The sequence below is a fragment of the Plesiocystis pacifica SIR-1 genome (genome assembly GCF_000170895.1).
Lineage (GTDB): Bacteria > Myxococcota_A > Polyangia > Nannocystales > Nannocystaceae > Plesiocystis > Plesiocystis pacifica.
The window spans coordinates 1-22041 of sequence record NZ_ABCS01000140.1 but is presented as its reverse complement, the minus strand read 5'-3'; the positions used below and the strand labels follow the sequence as shown (position 1 = coordinate 22041).

The following is a 22041-nucleotide window of genomic DNA, read 5'->3' as shown; positions in this document are numbered from 1 at the left end:
CCGCGAGCAGTTCTTCATCCAGTACACCCGCTACTTCTACGCCCAGCGCGAGTGCACGGACCCGAGCGACTTCTACTTCTGCACGCAGCAGGCGGTGACCCCGGTGCCCCCGGACGGCTGGGGCGCGCCCTCGCTGGACGACAACCGCGGCGGCCCGCTGAACCTGCCCGACTACGACGTCATCACCATCGGCGCGAACATCTGCACCCACGACCTTCATGACCCAGTGACTCTGCTTCTGGCCGAGATCGCTGATCTCCACGACCGCGACTACTCCCCGACGCCAACAACGCGCTTCAACCTGCTCTTCGGTGGTGTCGCCAGCCGAGCAAGCGCAGTGGCCCTCGAGCTGTGGTGGTGGCTGTGCCGCTGGCGCGTCAGTCAATCTGAGCCTGCGGATGCTTGGCGCCGCTCGGTACTCGCTCGCCTTCCAACCGACTCGACTCGGGACAAGGCGCTCACGCTCATTCACGCGATATTCGCGGTCGATTCCAACCTCCGCTTGCCCTTGCTCGACGCCGAGCACTCCGAGACCCAGGCGTTGCTCGCCGATCTCAACGCTAAGGAAGCGAGCGCCCTCACCAAGCTCCAAGCCGCCGCGCTCGCCAAACTTGGCGGGGGCAACCAAGCCAGCGCTCTCGCAGTGCAGATCGGTAGCCTGCTGCTCTACCTGCTCCAGCGCGGTGCACGGGTCCACCACGGCGCCCAACAGGTCCATGGTCAACCTCTTCGCATCTTCCACCCCAAGCTCTACGTCGTCGAGCGGGGGCATGGGGCCGCAGACGACGGTGCCGAGCGAGACGCCTTCGTGTTCGCTGGCTCAGCGAACTGGTCCGCGGTCGCGCTCGACCCTCACGATGAGGCGAACATCGAGGTCGCGTCGGTCCACCGCGTCTCCGGTGCGCCTTTCTCGACGCCCAACCCTCCTGGAGGCGTACAATCGCTGGGGGGAGACCTCGCCGCGACTGCTCGTGTGCTCTTCGACGACTCCCCGGTCTTTGCCCGCTGGGTCGACCCCGCGTGCTGCAAGATCAACCTGGTCGCGGACCTGTTGAAAGTCCCCCCCCACCTCAGGCGGATCGACGAATTCAGAGACGTCCCTGATGAACCCGAGCTGTCCCCAGCCGAGGACTCGCCCCCCGCGACCGTCGACTTCACCCGCGCCGAGCATCGTCGCTTTGCCCAGGCGATCTGCCGCAACATCGAGCTCGCGCTCGGTCTCGACGCCCGCACCCTCGAGACCACCAGCCACACCCTCGACGGCCTCGATGACGCCTGGCACGGCAAGAAGCCCTCCGCCTACCAGATCGATGGCGCGGCGCGGTTGCTCGCGCTGCTCCAACACAGCCGCGGCGCCATGCTCACCGATGAGCCTGGCCTCGGTAAGACCCTGGTCGCGCAGCTCGTAGCATCAGCGCTGATCCGTGAGCGCTTGCTCGCCCGTCGCGAACTCGCCAGCGAGCGCGGCACCTCCATCTCCAAGCTCCCACCGCTCCGCGTCTCGATCCTCGCCCCGGCGCGGGTTCTGGGAGCTCGAGGTCGCAACGAGCAAGCGGCGACTCAGTGGTTCCGCCACGCGGCCGAAATCCGTAGCGCGGTCCGCTCATCGCTTCGAGATACCCCCAATCTCCAGCCCGTCGTCGACGACCCAGGGCTGCTTGACATTCGGCTCTTCTCCAACCAGTCCCTCTCGCGGGCGCTCCACGAGAAGGGCACGGAGATCCTGCGCAGGAGCGTCGTCGATGAGCTCCACCACCTCGCGTGCAGTGAAGTCGTGATCCTCGACGAGGCCCACAACTTCCGCAATGGAGGCGGCCGAGCCACACGACTGCTGCGCTTTTGCCTATCCCTGCCAGTATGGAGCGAGACCAACTGGCGCGTTCGCCCGCGTTCGGAGGGAGGCTTGCTGGTCGGTCTCAACGAGACCGGAGACGCGGAGCTTCGGGGTGTAGGCGGGCGCAAGATCTTGCTGCTCTCGGCGACTCCCTTCAACAACCGCATCCAAGACGTCAGCACCCAGCTCGGCCACTTCGGCAAGGCCCAACTGTGGCGCGAGCGGCCGGGGGATCTCGCCGCCGCGCTGCGGCGTCGTGTTGACGTGGCTCCAGACGACGTGGGCTACTGGACCCGCGCGACAGCTACAAAGGCGCGCTGGTCCGCCCGGGCCGACTTCAAGCGCATGCTCGGAGCGATCGCATCCAGGCACTTGACCGGTAGCCGAGCCCTCGACATCGACGACCTCAAGGCGCTCGACCGCGCCCTCAAGGGCAAGGCCGGCGCCAAGGTACGAGATGGCGGGCCCCTCTACGACTGGGCCGGGAAGCACGAAGAGCTCGGTCGAATTTTTGCTGCAATCGCCAAGACCCTCGCCGAGGAGCGCGAGGGGACCCCGACTTCCGCGAGTGAGCAGCTCGACACGCGCGCCCGCATCGACTCGATGTTGTTGGGCTACGTTGTCCAACGCTCGCGCCGGCAGGTCCTCGACTTCGTCGAGCGAACCGATGGCCTCGAGCACTGCGCGAAGATGTTTCGCGCTCCCAAGCAGCCCCGGGCGCCTCTACCGATTCGCTCCGGCGAAGAGGGGGACGAGAGCGACTATGAAACCCATGAGCGGGAGATCCTCGAGGCGCTCTTCGAGTTGGTCGCCAGGGGCACGTCTGATGACGCCGATGACCGAGGGATCAGCATGCTTGCCTACGAGCTTCGCTACTTGCGGGGCTTCGACCGCGGCAGGGGCCGCGGGACTGGCGTGCGGACGATCGGCGCCGCCAACTTCATCGCCTTTCAGACCATCAACTTGGTCAAGCGGCTACAGAGCTGCCCCTACGCCTTCTTGATGACCCTGGTCCGCGGGCTCCTGCGCACCAACCTCTACGAGCTCGCGCTCGTCGAGGCCCTCGTGGACCCCCAGCCACGCGACGGCACCAGGGCGATCCAACAGTCCTTGCCCCTGAACGAAGATCGCAGCACCCAGCTCGCGCTCGCCCGACAGGGCTATGAGCGCGCTGCGACGCACCTGGGCGAGCCGCTCGCGCTCGGCCGGCGTCAACAACAGCTCCGGCGCTTGCTCGGCTTGGGCAAGCCTCCGCGCAAACCCTCTCAGGGTCTGAGCTTCTTCGCCGACCTCATCGGCCTGGGCTGGGCCGCAGACACGAAGCTCGAAGAGCGCTTCCACGAAGACCTCGAGCTTGCCCGCGAGTACCTCGCTGCCGGGCCCAAGGAGTCCAAGCGCAAGCGCCGGCCCGTCTCGACCGAGGACCCCGCGCCCCTCACTCACTGGGTGGATCGCCTGCTCGAAGACCTCGCTCAGCCGCGCTCTCGCATCGCCGCGGACGCTCGCCTGTGCATCGACTGGGTGTTTGGCGAGGACGAGGAGGGCGACGGTCTGATCGAGATCGTCTATGAGGGTCTAGGGAGTCACAAGGGCCAGCCCATGGCCAAAGTCGCGGCGACAGTGCTGAGCAACGACGGGGCGCTCCGCTGGCTAGAGGTTCGCCTACAAAGTGATCGTCGAGCAGCGGACCTGCTCGCTTGGCTGCTGGCGCAGGCTGCCGCACGCTTGGCCGCAGACAACGACCCCAGCGCCCGCGCCCTCGCTCCTGGCGGCCCCCGCTCCCTGATTTTTTCGGAGTACGCCGACACGATCGACTATCTGCGCGCTCTGTTGGGTGCTCTCCATCGTTCTTGCGCGCGCTTGCTCGGCCGCGTCCCCGGGGTGAAGCCGCTCTCGGTCAGTCAGACCAAACGCGTCAAGGGGCTGCTAGCGAGGTTGCTCGATCGTGTCCCCAAGGTCTGCCTGGCCCTCGACGACGAAGCCCGAGCAGTGCTGGCCTCCCTCGGTCATGGCGAGCGCGACCGTCTACCCCCGCCCCTCGACACCGAGGGGGTCTGCGCGCTGCTGCCCTCCACAGAGGCCCTCGCCGAGGTCGCGCTCTCTCTGGTCGAACACGCGGCCATCGTCACCAGTCGAGAGGTCACCGGTCAGCGCCTCGTCGAGCCTACGGGAGCCAACGACGAAGGCGAGGGCGAGGACCAGCCCAAGGCTACGAGCGAGCCGCAGGCCGGCGACGCAAGCTACGACGACGCGCCGGATAGCGACCCCGAGGCCGGGGCGGGCAGCTCATCCATCGATGCCCCCGCTCTCGATGCCTTCTCCCCCTGGTACCAGGTCGACGTTACGAGCGCCGACATCGCCGAAGCCCCCACGGAGTCCGTCGCTCGACGTCTGGCCAACGCCCAGCGCCACCCGCTCTACACCCTCTTGGCCACCGAGGTCCTAGCCGAGGGTGTCAACCTGCAAGAGTGCGGCGTCGCGCTTCATTACGATCTCCCCTGGAACCCCACGCGCTTGATCCAGCGAAACGGTCGCGTCGATCGTCGCATCGACCCCCGGGTCGAGCAGCCGCAGGAACGCCGGGCCCTCGCGCGCCGTTTGATCGACGCCGTCCTCCAGTCCGAGACCGGGGAGCCCCTGGACATTGACGCGGAGCGCTTCTGGGCACCACGCAACGTCTATCACCTCACGGTCCCGCCGATCGAACCCAAGCTCGACGACGCGCACCGCACAGCCTTCGCCAAGCGGGTGCGGGCAGTGCTCTTCGACAAGCTCAGCGGGATCCGCCGCCTCTTCGGCCTGTCCGCTTGGCCCGTGGTCTTGGGTACCGAGGACGCCCGCCAGGCCCTCGACGGGAACCTGACCTACGAGACAGTGACCTTCCTGCGCCGCGAGGAGCTGTTCTTGTTGTGGCGCACGCTTCGCGCCCGCCTTGGGGACGATCTCGATCCCTCGCCGGCGCACGGCAGCTTTACCTGCATGCTCGGGGCTCCCCGGCTCCGTGCGCTCCACACAGCCCTCGCCGAGCCCGAGGAAGGGGAGGGAGAGGCCCTGAACACCGGTGCTCTGCGTGGTCTGGCGCTCTCGCTGTGGTCAAGCATCGCGCCACGCTCGATCCCTCTGCGCTCGGGGATCGACGTCGCCCCCTTCACCGCCACGGACGACCTGACCCAAGCCGCCTTCGCTACTCGCTGGGGGGCCTCGGTCACCGATACCGGCGGCCTGATGGCGCTGGCACTCACCGACGACGAGCTCCTCGCCTGGCGGATCAGCACCGACACGGGTCGCACCGTGCTCGAAGCGTGCGCCCTCCCGCGCAAAGGTGCGCTCGTGCTCGACCAATATCCGCGCATCGACTGGACCACGCTCAGCGGTGTCGTCGCTCCCAACGGCGAGCCTCGGGGCCCGAGCTCTCCCACCGCCGCCGCCGAGATCATCCTCGAGCACCTCGCCCAGGCGCTCCGCGATGAGAGCGAGATTCAGCTCGTCGAGCTGCCTGCTGGGGAGGCGTGGCCCGGGAGCTGGGCGACCGTGGCCAAGCACCGTCGCCTGGGTCTGCTGCTGCGTCGGCCCTTCAAGAGCTTCCCCAAGAATCCAGACAGGCCCCGTTCTCGAGTCGAGCCCAGGGGCTTCAACATCGTCGTGGTTCCCTAACCAGCTCTCCCGTTACTCTGCCTCTGCACCCGTTGATCATGAGCTCTCTCGGCCGTCACCTCCACCACACCTGGGCCCTGCTCGAGCGGCCCGCCAAGCCCGGTCTCGCCGCGCTCACCGAGGCCCTGCTCACCGACTGGGCGGCCGATCCGCAAGCCGTCGACATCGAGCTGATCCTCGCCGAGCTGCGCCTGGCCAAACCCGACGCGCACCTCGACTTCTCCGCTCAACTTGGCCACCTCGTATGGTGGGAGAAGGCCAGGCTGGCGGGCTCGCACCTGAGCCTCGAAGCCGATGAGCGCAGCGCCTTGGGCACGGCCTTCGAGTTCGGCGTGCTCTTGCTCAGCACCAGCGCCGACCATCCGCACCTGCAAGAGGCCAGCCTCAACGACATTCACGAGACCTGGGTGCGCCGCCAAGCGGGCGATGACGCGGCTCGAGCCGCGGCTCTTCGTGAGCAGCTGGTGCTGCTGGTGGTTCTGGAAGGCAAGGGGGCCCTCGCCCCCGATCTCTATGTCGTGGCCCGACGCGCGCCCGGGGAGAACAACGAGAGCCCCCCGCCGATCGGCGTGATCCCAGTGCGCCTGCACCGTGCGCTCGAACGCGCCAACAAGGGGGAGATCCGTAGGGACGTCGTGCTCTCGCGCGAGCTCGGCGGTCTCGCCAGCCTGGTTGCCCGCAGCGCCGACGAGCACTGGCGTGACGAGCTCAAGCCCTTCGATCGCAAGGGCTACGTCGATCGCTACCGCCGCGAGCTGCGCCAAACGCTAGAGACCACGATCGCCCTGCTCGAGGACGCCGCCGGCCGCCAGGCCGAGACCCCCGAGGCCCTGGCCGAGCTGCGCGAGGCCGCCAGCGTGCTGCTCTTTCGTGTCTATTTCGTCGTCGCCCTCGAGCGTCGGGGGCTGCTCTACACCAAGCCCGTGCACGCCGGTAAGAGCTTGCGCGGGTTGGTCGCCGCTGGCGAGGAGGCCAAGGATTCGCCTTTTTTGTACCTTCAAGATCTGACCGCGGCGATCCGCGGTGGGGCCTCGCCCACCCGCCGACGCAGGCAGATCCCTGTGGCGGTCAAGCACGCCTCGATCTTTCGCAACCGACCCACTGATGACTTTTCGCCCGAGTTGAAAGGCTGGCTCGACGCCCTCGACAAGGCGACGCCCAAGCTGGCCAAGGACACCAAGCGCCTCGCTGCCTGGGACGCGCTGTTGGGCAAGCTCGAGCCCCTCGCCCTCGGTGAGGTCACGCGCTACGAGTTCGAAGCCCTGGAGACCGAACCCATCGGGGGAGGCAGCGCCCACGTGCAGCGGATCCTCGGCGACGTCTACGAGCAGATACTGGCGATGATCCCCGTACGCTCGGGCAAGGGCAAGAGCAGCCGGGTCCAGCTCACGCTCAAGGGGAAGCCGCGCAAGGGTGCAGGAGAGGACGCCGAACCGACCACGGCGAAGGAGCTCAAGGCCCTGGAGAAGGGGGCCAAGTCCGAGCGCAAGGCCTTGGGGGCCCACTACACGCCGGAGTCGCTGGTGATCGAGGTGGTGCTCGCGGCCCTCGAGCCGGTGTTTGCTGCCGCGTGGACGCGGGCAGGCGAGAATGCTGATCGTTATCAAGAGGAGCTGCTGGGTCTGCGCGTGCTCGATCCGGCCATGGGCAGCGCGCACTTCTTGACGGTCGCCGCGCTGGAGATCGCCCGCGAGCTGGCCTGGGCCGAGCTCTACCAGGCCCCGCGTGAGCCGATCTGGTTCGAGGTCTGGCCCGAGGAGTACACGGAGGACTACGAGCACACGCCCGATCCCTGGAACCTGGTCGACCCCGGGGATCGTGAGGAACTCGATCGCTACGCCGCGAGGCGATTGCAGGAGGTCGTGGAGGCGTGCTGTTACGGCGTGGACGTCAAGCCCCTGGCCGTCGAGTTGGGGAAGCTCGCGCTGTGGATGCTGACAATGGTTGAGCGGCAGGCCCGAGGGGCCGAAGTCGAGAGTGACCCGCCGCCGCTGACCTTCGTGGACAAGAACTTGCGCTGCGGGGACAGCTTGCGCGGAGCTGATGAGGAGGGCGTGCGCTGGTTTCTTTCGGAGGTCTACGGGATCGCTGGAGAAAGCCAGCGCGAGCTTTTCTCGACAGAATTCAACAGCCTCGACGATGTGATGAATTGCCTGCTTGGGCTTCACCAGCTGCTCTCTCGGCCAGCGGGGGCAGTCACACGCGAGGCCGCGGCCGGGTTACTGAAAACGGCGGGGGGAGAGCTTGGGAAGCCGCTGAGCCCGGAGTCTGAGGAGCCGCAAGAGCTACGAGCACAGCTCTATGCTGTCACGCAGGAACTTGAGGACACACTACGTTGGACCTGGGATCTAGCGTTTTTGTACGACTGGTATCGACGGCGGGAGGGTGACCTGTGGGAAGCGATCGTTGGGCCCGAGGAAACGGTTGAGGAGACCTGGGTAGGGCTACTTGGTGGGACGGGCAAGCTGAAGAAAAAGCAGCAGATGTTGCGAGAGCGCGTACGGGCCATGGCGCGGGATCTGCGAGTGTTTCACTGGCCACTGGAGTTCTACGATGTGTTTCACCGGGAAAATCGCGGCTTTGAATCAGCCATGACCAACCCTCCATTTTTGGGTAGTCAGGGGCAGCGAGCAGTACTCGGCGCAGACGGTGTTAACTACCTGAAACTCCAAGTTGGTGGGGTCATTGATCTCACGGGCGCCTTTATCCTGCGACTTGAAAGGTTACTCGGGGACAAAGCATCGATGGGGCTCGTCGCCCCAAATTCTGTCTCTCAGGGTAAGTTACGACGGCTGTCCATCGTGCCACTAGTCCATGGAGAATCTGGCACCTTCCATATATACCGATGTAGCGCATCGCGGCCGTGGCCAGGGGAGGCTTCTGTTCATATAGCAACGCTACACCTCGTTCGGGGCGAACAGGCGAGCAGGGTCGCCATACGTCATATTCTGAAGTCAGTCGACGACGACGGGAACATACTTTCCTTGATCGCGCGGCCTCAGGAGAGTTCTATTTCGAGTTTTCTCGACAGTGGCCCCGAAGTCGAGATGGCTAAGCTCCCAGGTCGCAAAAACCTTGCGTTTCAAGGCATGATTCCCCGTGGTGACTTTGACCGGCCGGTAGACTTCATAAAACAAGTACCCCGTCGGGAACTCGGTCCAGTCTTCCTATATCTCAACAACCAGGATGTCCAGCAGCAGCCTCAGCCTTTGCCCCCTCGTGTTGTGATCGACTTTTCAGATGTTCTGGCCAGCGCGGACATGGAGAATGCCACGGCTAGTGTCCAGGAACAGTGGCTCACAAAGAACTTCCGCTTCTTGTACAACGAATTACGTAGCTCAGTTCGGCAAGAACGACTGGAACTCCCTCAGACAAAAGGCAATGCAATTCTCCGGGAGCGTTGGTGGCTGTTTGAAAAGCCGCGACCTGCGCTCCGTCTCGCATGGACAACTGAGGATACTGTGATTGTGATTGGCGCAGTCGGCAAGATTATTGCTCCAGTGCCGATCGAGCGTGTCGATCACAAAAATGGACTGGGCGTCAAACCAACCCATCAACTATTTGTCGTCCCCTCATCCTCGCACAGTGTTCTGGGCCTACTGACATCTCTACTCTTCGAGACGTTTGTCCGTCGTGCCTGCTCTAGTCTGAAGTCCGATCTCCGCTTTACCCCGACTGAAGTATTTCCCTACTTTCCCTTCCCCTGGCCCGCCCCCCGTTTCGAAGGTACCCCCTACCGCTCCCCTGCCCTCAACGTCCCCGGCGCCGTCGAGCGTCGCCTGACGCCCCCCAGCCAAGCCCTCCTCGACCTGCGCAAGGACATCCTCCTCCACCCCGATCGCCACGGCCTCACTCGTGCCGAGGTTGGCGGCCCCACAGATCTCTACAACCTCTTCGACAGCCCCCGCTGCGAGAACCCCTCGATCCAGCGCCTCCGCGAAGCCCACCACGCCCTCGAGTTGGCGATCCTCAGCGAGTACGACTGGCAAGACCTCCACGGCCCCTGGACCTTCGACCGCCCGTGGATCGACGGGACCTGGCGCCATGTCCCCCCAGCAGAAACCCGCCGCGCCTACCTCGAGCGCCTCGCCGCCCTCAACCACGAGCAGGCCGCCGCAGACACGTCCAGCTAGTCCTCAGCAGCTGTCAGGATGTCGAGCCGGGGAGGTACTACCAAAATCTGTGGATCGGGCAGATCTCCGAGGACATGAAGCAGGCGGCGTATCCTGCCTCGTGAACCACCACGAGAACCCCCAGTTGACGCTGGGGAAGGAGACGCCACCCATGCTGAAGATAATCGGGCGCTTCAGGAATTCGTGTGGACGAGATGAGCGCTCGGATAGAGCTCGAGTCCCCCACAGTGAAACAAGATCGCGCTCCGAAACCGAGCCCGGCTCCGATACCCGCACGCCCGTTTCTTCAGCGCCTGGATCTTCGAGTTCACCGCTTCGAGTGAGGCGTTCGTTGCCCCGAGGACGATCGCGTTCACGATGCCCCACAGGTGCGCCCGCAGGGTCCGGCCGACCTTGACCATCGGCGGTAGTCGAGACCGCGCCATCCAGCCGATGAGCCGCTTCCAAGCCCGCCGCGCCCAGCCCCGCCGCTCGTAGCTCCACAGCTGGCGCGCGGCCTCCTTCATCGCCCACGCCCTCGCTACTCGCAGCGAGCTCCCGCGCAGGGCCTCGAAGCGAAGCCGGCTCTTGGCCGTCATGTTCTCGGGGTTCTTCAGCCACAGGTAGCGAGTCCCCGTCAGGGTCCGGTCTCCGAGCTCGCGCAACTCGGCGTGCTCATCGACCCGCACCTTGTTGACGCCGTCGTTGATGTGCTTGGCGACGTGGAAGCGGTCGAAGGCGATCTTCCGCTCCGCGTCGGGGACGTGGATCAGCGTCGCCTGGACGTAGGGCCCCCACATGTCCATCGACACCGACTCCAGGCTCTGAAGGTGCTCGAGGGGGGTGCCAAAGTAGAATTCTTCGAGGTCGAACTGGCGGCGGTTGTCGAGGACGTCGATGACGTGTTTGCGGTCGCAGTCGTAGACCACGGTGACGTACTCGTGGCGCTTTTGGAACGAGGTCTCGTCGATGCCGATGTTGCGCAGAGGCTGGGACTGCCTGCGCTCGAGGCCCCGCGCGACGGCTCGGGTCATGACGCCGTCGACCTCGTCCCAGGTCATGCGCAGCATCCTCGCCACGGCGGACACGCTGGCCTCTTTGAGCCAGTCGATGACGAGCGCCTCGAACATCGCGGTGAACCTCGAGCCGGGCTCGGCCCAGGGCACCTTCAGCTGCTTGACGCCATGCTCGGCGCACTTGACCCGCGGGACCTCGGCGGTCAGGAGGGTCTTGTACTGCATGGTGTCGAGGTGCCTCCAGGTGCGAGTCCGCGTGTCGTAGCGCCCGGCCGCGGCCCCGCAGACTGGGCACGGGAGCTCGGCGCGCTCGTCTCGGGAGATGAAGATCTCGACCTCCCCAGCCTCGAGGCGCGGATCGACGTCGCGGACGTACCAGGGGTCTTCGATTCCGAGGAGCTTGGCGTAGAGGTCTCGGTCGCGCACGGGCTCTCAGCATGCCTGGGCTGGAGGGGGCGTACCAGGGTTCCCTGCGGGGTGACCCACTCAAAATCCTGAAGCCCCGATAATCGACAACGACGCACAAAGCGACACCAGCTACAAGACCCAGCTCGATGAGCTCCTCCGCGAAGGAGCCCGCCGGATGCTGCTCGCGGCCCTCGAGGCCGAGGTCGAGGACTACATCGACAAGTACAAGCACGAGCGCGGCGAGGACGGCCGCCGCAAGGTCGTCCGCAACGGCAAGGCCAGGGCCCGCTCGCTCACCACGGCAGTGGGCACAATCGAGGTCGCGGCTCCGAGGGTCAACGACAAGCGCGTCGTCGATGGCCAGCGCCAGAAGTTCACCAGTCACATCCTGCCGCCCTACATGCGCAAGTCCCCGAAGGTGGCTGAGGTGCTGCCGCTCCTGTACCTGCGCGGGCTGTCGACCAACGACTTCAGGCCCGCCCTCGAGTCCCTGCTCGGCGACAAAGCCTCGGGCCTGTCGGCCACGGCGATCACCCGGCTGACGGCGAAGTGGGAGGCCGAGCACAAGGCCTGGAAGCAGCGAGACCTGTCGGAGCGCGACTACGTCTACGTCTGGGCCGACGGGATCCACCTCAACATCCGTCTCGAGGAAGATCGGCTGTGTCTGCTCGTGATCATCGGCGTACGGCCGGATGGGACCAAGGAGCTGCTCGCCGTGGATGACGGCTACCGCGAGAGCAAGGACAGCTGGGCCTCGGTGCTGCGCTCGCTCCGAGCTCGCGGGATGCGGGCTCCGGTGGTCGCCGTAGGCGACGGCGCGCTCGGCTTTTGGGCTGCGGTCCGCGACGTGTGGCCCGAGACGAAGGAGCAGCGCTGCTGGTTCCACAAGCTGGGCAACGTGCTCGACAAGCTCCCCAAGCGGCTTCAGCCCAAGGCCAAGAAGATGCTCCGAGAGATCATGTACGCGGACACCAAGGAGGACGCCAGCGCGGGCTTCGAGGCCTTCGAGGCCGAGTTTTCCCCGAAGCATCAGCGGGCGGTCGACTGCCTCGTCAAAGACCGAGGGAAGCTGCTGACGCTCTTCGAGCTGCCCGCCGAACACTGGAAGCACATGCGGACCACCAACGTGATCGAGTCAGCCTTCGCCACGGTCCGTCTACGGCAACGAGTCACGAAGGGCGCTGGCTCGAGGACCAAGGGCATCGCCATGGCCTTCAAACTGCTCGACATGGCCGAGCGGCGCTGGCGGAAACTCGACGGTCGCATGCTGCTGCCGCTCGTTCGAGCGGGCGTGAAATTCGTCGACGGGATCCAACAACAACGCGAGGAGGAGGCCGCCTGATCATGCTGCTCGGCGATCTCCGATCCACAGGAATTGACAATATCTCGAGCCGGGACTCGGCCTCCTCAGTCGAAGTCACTCACTCGAGGGCGCCAGCCGCAGCTCGATGCCCTCTTGGTGTTCGCCCTCGCCAAGTTCGACCTCGACCTCCGCGGCGTACTCGCCGACCTCCACGCTGACCTCGTAGTGCCCGGCGGGGAGGTTGTCGAAGCGCCACTCCCCGTTGGTCCGCCAAAACCCGTGGTGAACGAACACTTGCTCCTCTGTGTCCCTGGCGCGCACGTAGAACGAGCGGAGCTTCGCGCCGTCCAGTCCCGTGACGGTGCCCGCGAGGGTGCCTCCCGGGGTGATGGTGAGCTCGAGCGAGCTCTCAGGCTCGATGAGCCTCGCGCTCGCTTCACCGCCCCCAGGGCGGTAGGCGTAGACGGCGTGCTCGCGCTCGGCAAGGCCCTCGAACATGAAGCGGCCGCCTTCGTCGGTGACGGCAAACTCTCCCAGGTGCTTCCAGAAGAAGACTGGCTTCAACTCGGGGGAGAACGAGTCCGAGGACTCGAAGGCGACGACCAGCGCGCCGGCGACGGGCAGCCCCTGCTCATCGAAGAAGCCCCCCATGAGCGAACCATGGCGCGACTCGATGACGATCTCGGCCTCGACGAGGGAGCCATTGATGGACTTGATCTCCTGACCCGAGAGCATGCCGAGGTCCGCCCTCCACCACCGCTGCCAGTCCGTGTACACGTGGAACTCGAGGCGCCCCGAGGGGAGGTTGTCGAGCAGGAAGTTGCCGTCAGCGTCGGTGCGGGTCTCGGCGGGACTGACCCGCTTGCCTGGGTAGCGTGGCTTGACGTTGATCCCCGAGACGGGGAGCCCCTGCTCATCGATGACGCGGCCACGAACGGCGCCTGTCCAGCGAGGCTCGCTCTCGCTCATGGGCACCGTTGGCTCTGGCTCCGAGCCGACGGGCACCCGCCACTGGATGTTGCCGATGTTGCGCTCGCGGACGATGAGAGGCGGGCTCTCGAACTCTCGATGCCCATAGCAGTCGATGGTCACGTCATAGGTCCCCGGGCTCAGAGCCTCAAACTCGACCTTCCCATCGTCGATCCGCGACGTCTCGAGGCCGCTGCCTGCGTACTCGAGGCCTCGCGCGCGCAGCCGAACCCACCCCCTGCAGGCGCGACCCGTGTCACCGAGCTCGACCGTCCCCGCGACGTGGGCCCCTGGATGCGCCTGAATCACGACCCCGCCCAGGTGCTCCCGAAAGCCCAGGCGCAGGGGCTTGGCGGCCTCGCCCTTGACCCCGAAGCCCTCGACGGAGACCTCGTAGTCGTCTGGAGGGAGGCCACGGAGGCGAAAGGCGCCGGCCTCGTCGGTCTGTGTCGACTCGAAGCTCAGGGAGTTCTGAGCCATGGACGAGACCTTGGCGCCCGCGACGGGGGCCCCCGTGCGCGCGTGCAGGACCTTGCCCGAGATGGTCGACTCGGGTACGGCGACGAACTCGATGAGACCGAGCGCGGGTGCGCTCCGCATGATCTCGAGGTGATCAGAGGCAGAGATCCAGATCCGCTCAGAGTCGGCGTCGGGCCCGAGCCTGAAGCGACCGCGCTCGTCAGTCATCGAGCGGGTACCTCGCGTCGAGATCTGGGCACCGGCGACGGGCTCACCATAGATGTCTCGGAGCACTCCCCTCGGACCCCCCTGCTCGCCTCGGCGAAGCTCAAAGTCCACAGGCTCGGTGCGCTCACCTGGCGCCAGCTCGAGCCGTCGCTCGCTCAACGCGAAGCCGGGGGCGTCAACGCCCAAGCGGTTCGGTCCTGCGCGAAGGCCCTCCAGGTGGTAGTCACCGCGGGAGTCGGAGCGGGCGCAGCCGCCAGGGTCGACCAGAGGGCGGCCACAGACTCGGGCCCCGGTGATCGGGTTGGCCTGGGCGTCGAGGAGCCGTCCTCGCACCGAGGCCTGGGCGTGCTGAGAACGTTGAGGGGGCGCCTCTGGGTGGGTGATCCGGGCGTAGGGGTCCCAGGTGTGGTTAGGGCCTGCCTCGGCCGACTGGGGAGGTGGGGCTGATGGGTCTGGAGAAGAATCCGAGCGATCGGGGCACGCCGCCAAGGCGATGAGGCTGAGCGCGATGGACCGCCCAAGTGTTGGGCGACGCTCCGGAGCGAACAACATCGAGATGAGGATGCCCTGTTTGGTGGTGTATTTCGCGGGCTTTCGTGAGCCGCAGGAGAACCATGCAGATGAGCCTGGTTCTCTGGGCACGTTTGCAGGCACAGAGATGGGGTCTTCCTGTCGGGAAGGCAGGGGACCGAGTGTTGGCTCCCATTCACGCAGCAGGCTGGCAACCCATTCCGCCCCTGCGCCAGTGTCATTGCATGGACACCGCGCGCGCGCACAGCCCAGGCCCCTACCCCAAGCGGGGATCGATGCTAGCCTTGTCTCGCCAAGACCTCGGCATCGCTGAAAGGAACCAGCGATGAGCGTGAGGAAGCGAAAGTGGCGCGACAAGCAAGGGCGCCAGCACGAGCGGTGGATGGTCCACATCGAGCACACCTGGCCCGACGGGCGTAAGCAGACAATCCGCAAGGTCAGCCCCGTGCAGACCAAGCGGGGTGCCGAGCAGTACGAGCGAGAGCTGCGTAAGCAGCTCGTGTCGGGCGAGATCCTGAAGGGAGGAGCGAAGCGACGAAAAGTACCGACGTTGAAGGAGTTCAGTGAGGAGTTCCTGGCTTATCAGGCGACGATGAACAAGCCGGGAGTGATCGACTGGAAGAAGTCGATCCTTCGCACGCATCTGCTGCCCGCGTTGGGTCGACGTCGCCTCGACGCGATCGACGAGCGCGTGATCGATGCCTTCAAGGTGAGCCAGAGCCAGCTCGAGCTGGCACCCAAGACGGTCAACGACCATCTCAAGCTGCTCGGGCGGATGCTCCGCGTGGCGAAGCGGTGGAAGCTGATCAGCGAGGTACCCGAGATCGTGTTGCCCAAGTTGGCCGCGCCGAGCTTCGACTTCCTCGACTTCAAGGAGGCCAAGCTCTTTCTCGAAGGGGCCTGGGCCTACGAGCTCTATGGCGGGATGTGGCCGATCTACATGGTCGTGGCGATGCGGACCGGGCTGCGACTGGGAGAGATGAAGTCGCTTCGGTGGCGTGAAGACCTCGACCTCGATCGTGGACGGGTCCGGGTGCAGCGCTCGCACAGCGACAAGCACGGCTTCGCGTCGCCCAAGAACGGGAAGTCGCGGGACGTACCGCTGACGCTGGACGCCCTCGAGGCGCTGCGATCATGGCGAGGTCAGGCTCGCGGGGAGCTCGTGTTCTCGCAACTTTCCTCGGGGGAGCCGCTGCGCCACCGTCAGCCGAACAACGCGGTCAAGGCGATCGCCAAGTCCGTCGGCTTGCGGCAGATCCACACACACGTGCTGCGACACACCTTCGCGTCACACGCGGTGATGCGGGGGATCCCCATGCGGCAGGTGCAGGAGTGGCTCGGGCACTCGAGCATCGTGGTCACGATGCGCTATGCCCACCTCGCTGACGGCATGGGCGACGCGATGATCCAGCGGCTGGACCCGTCCTCGGATGGGGACCAGCGTCCTGATGCTGAGTAGGAGCACATGAGCAGCACAGGGATCGGGGCGAAGGCAGGATAGGGACCGTATGGGGCGCTAGCTGGCGTTCTGGAGCAGGCGACCACAGGCTGTCAAGGAATCCACGCCCCCGCTTGCGGGGGCGACCACCAGCCTTCTCGAAGGCACGAACCCCATTGCCCACCAAGCCAAAGCGGAGGAGCGGACAGCGACGAAGCGCCCCCGGTCCTCAGATGCCTGTGGGGGCAAAGTAGAACTCAGAGCCGGGTCCAGCGCGCGAGGGCGCCGTCGATCATCGCCGGGACGCGCCGGCCCCAGCCGCGCCCGCAGTGGGCGTTGAGCAGCTCGACGAGCTCGACGCCCGCGATGCCCTCCATGGCGTTGGCCGCCAAAAAGGCCCGCGCCGGCGCCGAGAAGCTGCCCGTGGTCACGACCACGCCCTTGTTGGCGCGCTCGGAGATGACCACGCCCAGCAGCGCCCGCGGGATCTCGACGCCGACCTGGCCGACCTGCTTGATCTCGACCAGCAAGTGCTCCGCCGCGCCCAGCCACGACCGCCGGGCGATGAGATCGCGCCCGCCGTCGCGGGTCGCCGGGGTCAGCTCGACGCCGTAGCCCATGCGCGCGTAGAGCTGGGCGACGACGCACTCGAGCTCCCGCGGCCGGAGCCCGCGGAGGGTCTCGAGCCCGCCCTCGCCCACGGCCGGCGCCTCGATGAAGCGCGCGAGGATCAGCTCGCGAGCGTCGTCGAGGCCCTGGGCCCGCTCGTCGGGCAGCTCGCCCCCGTGCACGAGCAGGTAGGCGTCGATGATCTCGACGGCCAGGCGGGGCGAGAAGGGCAGCAGGTCGATGAGCCAGGTCAGCCCCTCCCAGGGCAAGGCCGTGCTCGCGCCGCTGCGCCACTGGGCGAGTCGGCGTCGGTATTGAGCGGCCGGGTGGCCGTCGAGGCCGGCGAGGGTCGCCCCCTCGCTGCGGCGGTGATCGATGCCCAGCGCGCACGAAGGCAAGAGCAGGCGCTCGATCAGCTGGACAACCTCCCCCTCGGGCCGCGCCGCGATCGTGCGGCGGTACTCGAGCAGGAGTCGGGTCGATGGGAAGCAGTAGCTAGATTGCTTCGCCGCGGCCTGGCCCGCCTCGCTGGGGCCGTCGTCGCCGAGCGCGTGGGTGAGCCACTGGTCGAGGCTCGGGGACCGCGCGCCGGCGTCCCTTGCAGCGCTCATCGTCGGGCGCGGGCCGCAGCCATCAGCTCTTTCTTGACCACGATGCCGTGGATGGTCTCCCAGTGGTTCGCGCTGCGCCCGATCGCGTGGGTGCGCCGGTTCTCCCCCTCGGAGGTCCGCTGCGTGGCCTTCATCAGGTCCCCGCCCACGCGCCGCCACAGCGCCAGCACCTCGTCAAAGGAGCCGCGCCAGCACACCCTCCCGTCCTCGTCGGTGGTCAGCATCCACCGAAAGCCCGCGAGCATCGGCATCAGAGCCCCGCGCGAGAGCCGGTGGCGGTCCTCCTTGCCCGAGAACGCGAACTTGTACTTGCCGGACTTGCGCTTCTCGACGAAGGCGAGGTTCGCCGCCTTGCCGCCGCGCTCGTTGTGGCGGTCGCGAGCCTCCTGGCTGACGATGTCGTGGAACACCAGGATGTCGCGGAGCACCGGGCGCAGGCGCTGGTACTGCTCGAGGTTGTCGCAGTAGGCGTCGAGCACCGTCGCCTTGGACATGTAGGCGCGCACGGGGTGCTCGTCCCCGTCGTTGGGGAACGCGAAGATGTTGAAGCAGTCCAGCCACGCGATGATCTCGCGGATGTCGTGCTTGCCCGCGTCGTTCTCACGAAAGGCGATGTTGTCGGCGAAGCCCGTGCCCTCGAGCTCGTCCTTGATCCACTGGAACTTGCCGCGCAGGTTCTCGAGGGAGGAGCGCTGGACCTGGATCGCCGTGTTCAGGCCGCCGGCGATCTCCGTCGCCAGCGGGCGCTCGACCCCGGTCAGGATCTCGAACTTGACGAACTGGTTGAGCGCGCCGGTCTCGTCCTGGACCGCCCGCAGGCGAGCGAGGTTCTCGACGATCAGCTCGTAAGTGTGCCCGCCGTCGACGATGCCGTCGCCGGGCTCGAGCACGACCTCGATGACGTTGCCCTCGCGCTTGCGGACCTTCGAGGCGATCAGCGTGATGCCCTTGTTCTTGAGGTGGAAGGTGTTCGGCGAGCCCTCCTCGTTGAACAGGTGGCGCTTGATCTCCTTCCAGATCGAGCGATCGATCTTCTGCTCGCGCGGGTTGGGGTCCTTGCGGATGCCCTCGGGCACGTCCTGGACCGCGCACATCAGGATGTGCCGCTCGGCCCCGGAGAACACGGGGTCGGGGATGCGGCGCACGAACTTGGGGTGGAATTGGTGGGCGGTCACGAGCGCACCTCGCCTTCGCCCTCGCCCTCACGCGTCGGGCTCGGTCGCCGCGGGCTCGGGGCGCTGAGCTGGTCCGCGATGATCCGCGCCGAGGGGCGGCCGGGGCCGGTGAGGATGTCGAACTCGACGGTCGCGTGGGCCAGAGCGCCCGCGCCTCGCTGGCCGCGCAGAGCGACCAGGGCCTCGTAGTCCCCGCGCCCGTCGACGATGCCGTCGCCGGCCTCGAACTCGACCTCGAGCTCGCCGCTGGGCAGGCGCCGCAGCGCCGCCGCGAGCACGGTGATGCGCGCGGGCCCCTGCCCCAGGCCCGCCCGGGTCAGGCGGTGATCGAGGCCGCTCCACGCTCGTCCGCGGCGGCCGGGGATTCGCGTGCGCGCGCTCGGGCACGCGGGCAGGTCAGCCGGGACGCCGTCCACCGAGCACGCGAGCACGTGGCGCTCGACCTCGGGGATCAGGGGATCGGGGCTCCAATGAACACAATTCGGCCAGAAGTGACTGGTCGCCATCTCGTCTCTCTTTCTTGCGTGTCGACATCCATCGACCGCGGGTTGTGGGGTGCAGTCGCCGAATCCACGGCGCTACCCAACCACTGCACCAGGGCGACGCCCGCCCTGTCAACGCGTGGATGGGGGTCTGTGGACGGGTTGACGATGTTCCCGGCGGCTTCGAGGGGTCGATCTCCCTCGACCGCTGATCGGGCCCTGGTCCATCGACCCGTTCTCCAGTCTGGGGCTCCGGCGCCCTCGATGGCGCCGAGCGCTGCTACCGTGGAGTCATGCGTGCCGCGACCCACCTGCCCGCCGAGCTCACTCGCTTCCGCTCCGTCCTGCTCGCAGCCTGCGGCCTGAGCCTGGCGACCTGCACCGCTGGCTCGCCGAGCTCGCAGACGAGCCAGGCGAACCCGAGCGAACCCGAGACGACCCCCGCCGAGGCCGAGGGCGGCGCGCCGCCGGTGTTCGTGGAGGAGCAACCACCGCCGGCGCCTCCCGTCGAGGCCACGAACTGCAAGAACCCGACGGCGATCCTCGCCGACGGGGCGGACACGGGCTACGTGCGCTGCGAGGACGGGGCGATCAACCGCGCGACCGCGACCGCCTGCGTCAACACCGTGACGGCTCAGGCCTGCGACGGGACCCAGATGCGGCGCGACTGCGACAGCCACGCGGACTGCACCGATCGCCCCAACGGCTTTTGCATGGCCGACGCGGGCCAGATGGGCACCTACTGCGGCTGCGTCTATCCGTGCACCGACGACTCGGAGTGCGCCGCGAACGAGGCCTGCCTGTGCCCGGGGGTCACGGAAGGCTTCGACATCGACTTCGCCCGCTGCGCGCCGGTCGAGTGCAAGACCAACGTCGGCTGCGCCACCGGCGAGTGCGGGATGAGCTTTTACAACAACGGCTGCGGGACGGCGACCACCCTGCAGTGCCGCGGGGAGAAGGACGCGTGCCGAGGCGACAAAGACTGCGGCGATGAGGGGGGCCAGTGCGTCGCCCAGAGCTACACGGACGAGCGCGAGCCCTACCACTGCGCCGGCATGAGCTGCGTCATCGGTCGCCCGCTGAGCCTCGCCGGCGGCCAGGCCCGGGTCGCCTCGATCCGCGCGGGCGCGAGCGACTGGTCCAGCTCCGCCCGCCCCACCCGCGCCGAGCTCCCCCGCGACGCCGACTTGGCCGCGCACTGGCTCGGCGTCGCCCGCCTCGAGCACGCCTCCGTCGCCAGCTTCGCCCGCTTCGTCGCCGAGCTCACCCAGCTCGGGGCGCGGGCCGCGCTGATCGCCGAGGCCCTGCGCGCGGCCGAAGACGAGGTCCGCCACGCCCAGCTCGCCTTTGGTCTGGCCTCGGCCTACGCCGGCGAGCCCCTCGGGCCGGGGCCCCTGCAGGTCGACGACCTCGGCAGCGCGGCGCCGGTCGAGCTCGCGGCCTTCATCGGCCGGTTGATCCAGCGAGGCCTGCGTGGGCGAGACCCTGGGCGTGGCCGAGGCCCTCGCCATGCAGACCGAGGCTGCGCTCCACCGGAGCGTGCGACCGGTGATCGAGGCCGTCGCCGAAGACGAGGCTCGCCACGCGGCGCTGGCCTGGCGGACCCTGCGGTGGATCGCGCCGCGCGTGAGCGCCGAGGCCCTCGCCGCTGCCTTCGACGAGGCCTTCGTCGAGGCCGAGGCGCGGATCCGGCAACTCGAGGCCGCCCCCGAGCGAGCCCGCGACGTGGCCGACGGCGCCCACGGCCGACTGAGCCCCCGGGCTCGGGCCCGCGTCCACGCCCAGACCCTGGCCGCCGTCATCGAGCCCTGCCGCCGGGCGCTGCTCTCGGCCTGAATGCCCGCGCGCCCATGCCTTGCCCATGACAGAAGACGAGCTCGACCCCGCGCGCTGGGCCTTCGAGGGCCGCGGACCCTACCCGCGCCGCGGCGGCCATCGGGTGACCCCGTGGATCGACGGCGTGCCCTTCTACAACCGCCTCGCCGAGGCCTTTCGCGCTGCCCGGTCGCGGATCTGGGCGATCGTCTCGTTCATCGAGCCGGGCTTTCGCTTCCCCGACGGCACGCCCTGGTGGCAACTCCTGGCCGAGGCCGAGGCCCGCGGCGTCGACGTGCGCGTGCTGTTTTGGCGCAACCCCAATTTCTTCAGCACGGCCCACGTGTTTGGCGGAGGGCCCAAAGACCGCGAGCAGTTGCAGGCCTGGGGAGCCGCCTGGGCCGCGCGCTGGGACAGCTCGGGCGAGGACCGGGCCCACTGCCACCACCAAAAGGCCTACCTCGTCGACGCCTACGAGGACGACGCCGTCGCCTTCGTCGGCGGCATGGTGCTCTCGACCTCGACCCTCGCCCACCGCGGGCACCACCGCGGCCCGCACAAGCACGACGCCTTCCTCGAGCTCGAGGGCCCGGCCGTCGCCGACGCCGAGCACAACTTCGTGCAGCGCTGGAACCTGGCCCGCCAGGACCCCGAGGCCCCCCCTTGGCCCGACGCCGAGCGGGCCGGCCCCCTGCCCTTCCCGACCCGCGTGCCCCCGCCCCGGGGCGCCGTCGAGGTCCAGCTGGCCCGGACCCTGCGACCTGGCTGCTACGGCGACAATTCGGCCGAGGCGACGATCCTCGATCACTACCGCCGCGCCTTCGCGGCCGCTCGGCGGACCGTCTACATCGAGAACCAGCACCCCGGCCAGTTCGAGCTGCTGAGCGCCTTGACCCGAGCCCTCGAGCGCGGGGTCCGGGTCGTGATGATCGTCCCCGGCGTGCCCATGGCGGCCATCTACCGCGCGCGCGCCGAGGTCCGAGCCCTCGCCCAGCGCAGCCGCGCCGAGGCCCTGGCGCACCGCTACGGCTCGACCTTCCTCGCCCTCGACCGCCTCGGCGCCTTCCCCAATTTCACCCTCGCCGCCCTCGCCCGCACCGACGGCAGCGAGCACCGCCTGCGCGAGATCTACACCCACGCGAAGCTGTGCATCGTCGACGGCGAGTGGCTGACGATCGGCTCGGCCAACCTCGTCGACCTCAGCCTCGACGCGGACCACACCGAGCTCAACGCGGCCGTGTGGGGCCAAGACACGGCCCTGCCCCTGCTCCGCCAGCTGTGCGCCGAGCACACCGACAACCCGAGCTACGCGACCCTCGACGACCTCGAAGCCGTGACCCGCTTTGCCGAGCACGCTCGCGCGAGCCGAGCCAGCTTCGACGCCGGCGGGCCCATCC

Annotated in this window: 11 protein-coding genes and 1 pseudogene; 6 read left to right on the top strand and 6 right to left on the bottom strand. The window is 67.6% G+C overall.

Features of this window, described 5'->3' with window-relative positions:
• Positions 1-5488: helicase-related protein (locus PPSIR1_RS50575; protein ID WP_006976581.1), on the top strand; the 5488-nt coding region annotated here is incomplete at its 5' end.
• A 38-nt stretch (positions 5489-5526) separates the two neighbouring features.
• Positions 5527-9621, top strand: a complete 4095-nt coding sequence (locus PPSIR1_RS37905; RefSeq protein ID WP_045117556.1) for an Eco57I restriction-modification methylase domain-containing protein — start codon at positions 5527-5529, stop codon at positions 9619-9621.
• Between the two features lie 173 nt (positions 9622-9794).
• Here the strand turns inward: PPSIR1_RS37905 and PPSIR1_RS37900 are convergent, their stop codons facing one another.
• A complete protein-coding gene (locus PPSIR1_RS37900; RefSeq protein WP_006976579.1) occupies positions 9795-11042 on the bottom strand; it encodes an ISL3 family transposase in 1248 nt (415 codons plus the stop codon).
• Positions 11043-11121: 79 nt separating this feature from the next.
• Here PPSIR1_RS37900 and PPSIR1_RS37895 point away from each other — a divergent pair, with 79 nt between their 5' ends.
• Complete coding sequence (locus PPSIR1_RS37895; protein ID WP_086002051.1) at positions 11122-12366, top strand: IS256 family transposase; 1245 nt, start codon at positions 11122-11124, stop codon at positions 12364-12366.
• Between the two features lie 75 nt (positions 12367-12441).
• Here the strand turns inward: PPSIR1_RS37895 and PPSIR1_RS47060 are convergent, their stop codons facing one another.
• On the bottom strand, positions 12442-13896 hold the full coding sequence (locus tag PPSIR1_RS47060) for a carboxypeptidase-like regulatory domain-containing protein (RefSeq protein WP_232296612.1): 1455 nt from the start codon (positions 13894-13896) through the stop codon (positions 12442-12444).
• A 195-nt stretch (positions 13897-14091) separates the two neighbouring features.
• Positions 14092-14535, bottom strand: a pseudogene (locus PPSIR1_RS51395) (carboxypeptidase-like regulatory domain-containing protein); the annotation flags it as partial.
• Positions 14536-14839: 304 nt separating this feature from the next.
• On the opposite strand from PPSIR1_RS51395, the gene PPSIR1_RS37885 reads away from it, so the two are divergent.
• A complete protein-coding gene (locus tag PPSIR1_RS37885) occupies positions 14840-15973 on the top strand; it encodes a tyrosine-type recombinase/integrase (protein ID WP_006976576.1) in 1134 nt (377 codons plus the stop codon).
• A gap of 236 nt (positions 15974-16209) precedes the next feature.
• Here PPSIR1_RS37885 and PPSIR1_RS45030 read toward each other — a convergent pair whose 3' ends face one another.
• From PPSIR1_RS45030 to PPSIR1_RS37870, 3 genes are read right to left on the bottom strand one after another with little or no spacing between them, the layout of a single operon-like run.
• Complete coding sequence (locus tag PPSIR1_RS45030; protein ID WP_006976575.1) at positions 16210-17172, bottom strand: restriction endonuclease; 963 nt, start codon at positions 17170-17172, stop codon at positions 16210-16212.
• Positions 17169-18347: an AIPR family protein gene (locus tag PPSIR1_RS37875; RefSeq protein ID WP_006976574.1), complete on the bottom strand. Its 1179-nt coding sequence runs from the start codon at positions 18345-18347 to the stop codon at positions 17169-17171. Before PPSIR1_RS37875 ends, PPSIR1_RS45030 begins: the two co-directional genes overlap by 4 nt.
• A complete protein-coding gene (locus tag PPSIR1_RS37870; RefSeq protein WP_006976573.1) occupies positions 18344-18853 on the bottom strand; it encodes a hypothetical protein in 510 nt (169 codons plus the stop codon). Before PPSIR1_RS37870 ends, PPSIR1_RS37875 begins: the two co-directional genes overlap by 4 nt.
• Positions 18854-19122: 269 nt before the next feature.
• On the opposite strand from PPSIR1_RS37870, the gene PPSIR1_RS37865 reads away from it, so the two are divergent.
• Positions 19123-20694 (top strand): hypothetical protein, encoded by a 1572-nt coding sequence (locus tag PPSIR1_RS37865; protein ID WP_053335495.1) that lies wholly within the window; start codon positions 19123-19125, stop codon positions 20692-20694.
• The coding region (locus tag PPSIR1_RS37860; protein ID WP_006976572.1) for a phospholipase D-like domain-containing protein at positions 20691-22041 on the top strand (1351 nt) is incomplete at its 3' end. The genes PPSIR1_RS37865 and PPSIR1_RS37860, both read left to right, overlap by 4 nt.

Excerpts from the sequence above, each read along its gene's own strand:
- PPSIR1_RS45030 (WP_006976575.1), bottom strand. The coding sequence starts at position 17,172 with ATGAGCGCTGCAAGGGACGCCGGCGCGCGGTCCCCGAGCCTCGACCAG.
- PPSIR1_RS37870 (WP_006976573.1), bottom strand. The coding sequence starts at position 18,853 with ATGGCGACCAGTCACTTCTGGCCGAATTGTGTTCATTGGAGCCCCGAT.
- PPSIR1_RS37865 (WP_053335495.1), top strand. The coding sequence starts at position 19,123 with ATGCGTGCCGCGACCCACCTGCCCGCCGAGCTCACTCGCTTCCGCTCC.
- PPSIR1_RS37905 (WP_045117556.1), top strand. The coding sequence starts at position 5,527 with ATGAGCTCTCTCGGCCGTCACCTCCACCACACCTGGGCCCTGCTCGAG.
- PPSIR1_RS47060 (WP_232296612.1), bottom strand. The coding sequence starts at position 13,896 with ATGCGGAGCGCACCCGCGCTCGGTCTCATCGAGTTCGTCGCCGTACCC.
- PPSIR1_RS37885 (WP_006976576.1), top strand. The coding sequence starts at position 14,840 with ATGAGCGTGAGGAAGCGAAAGTGGCGCGACAAGCAAGGGCGCCAGCAC.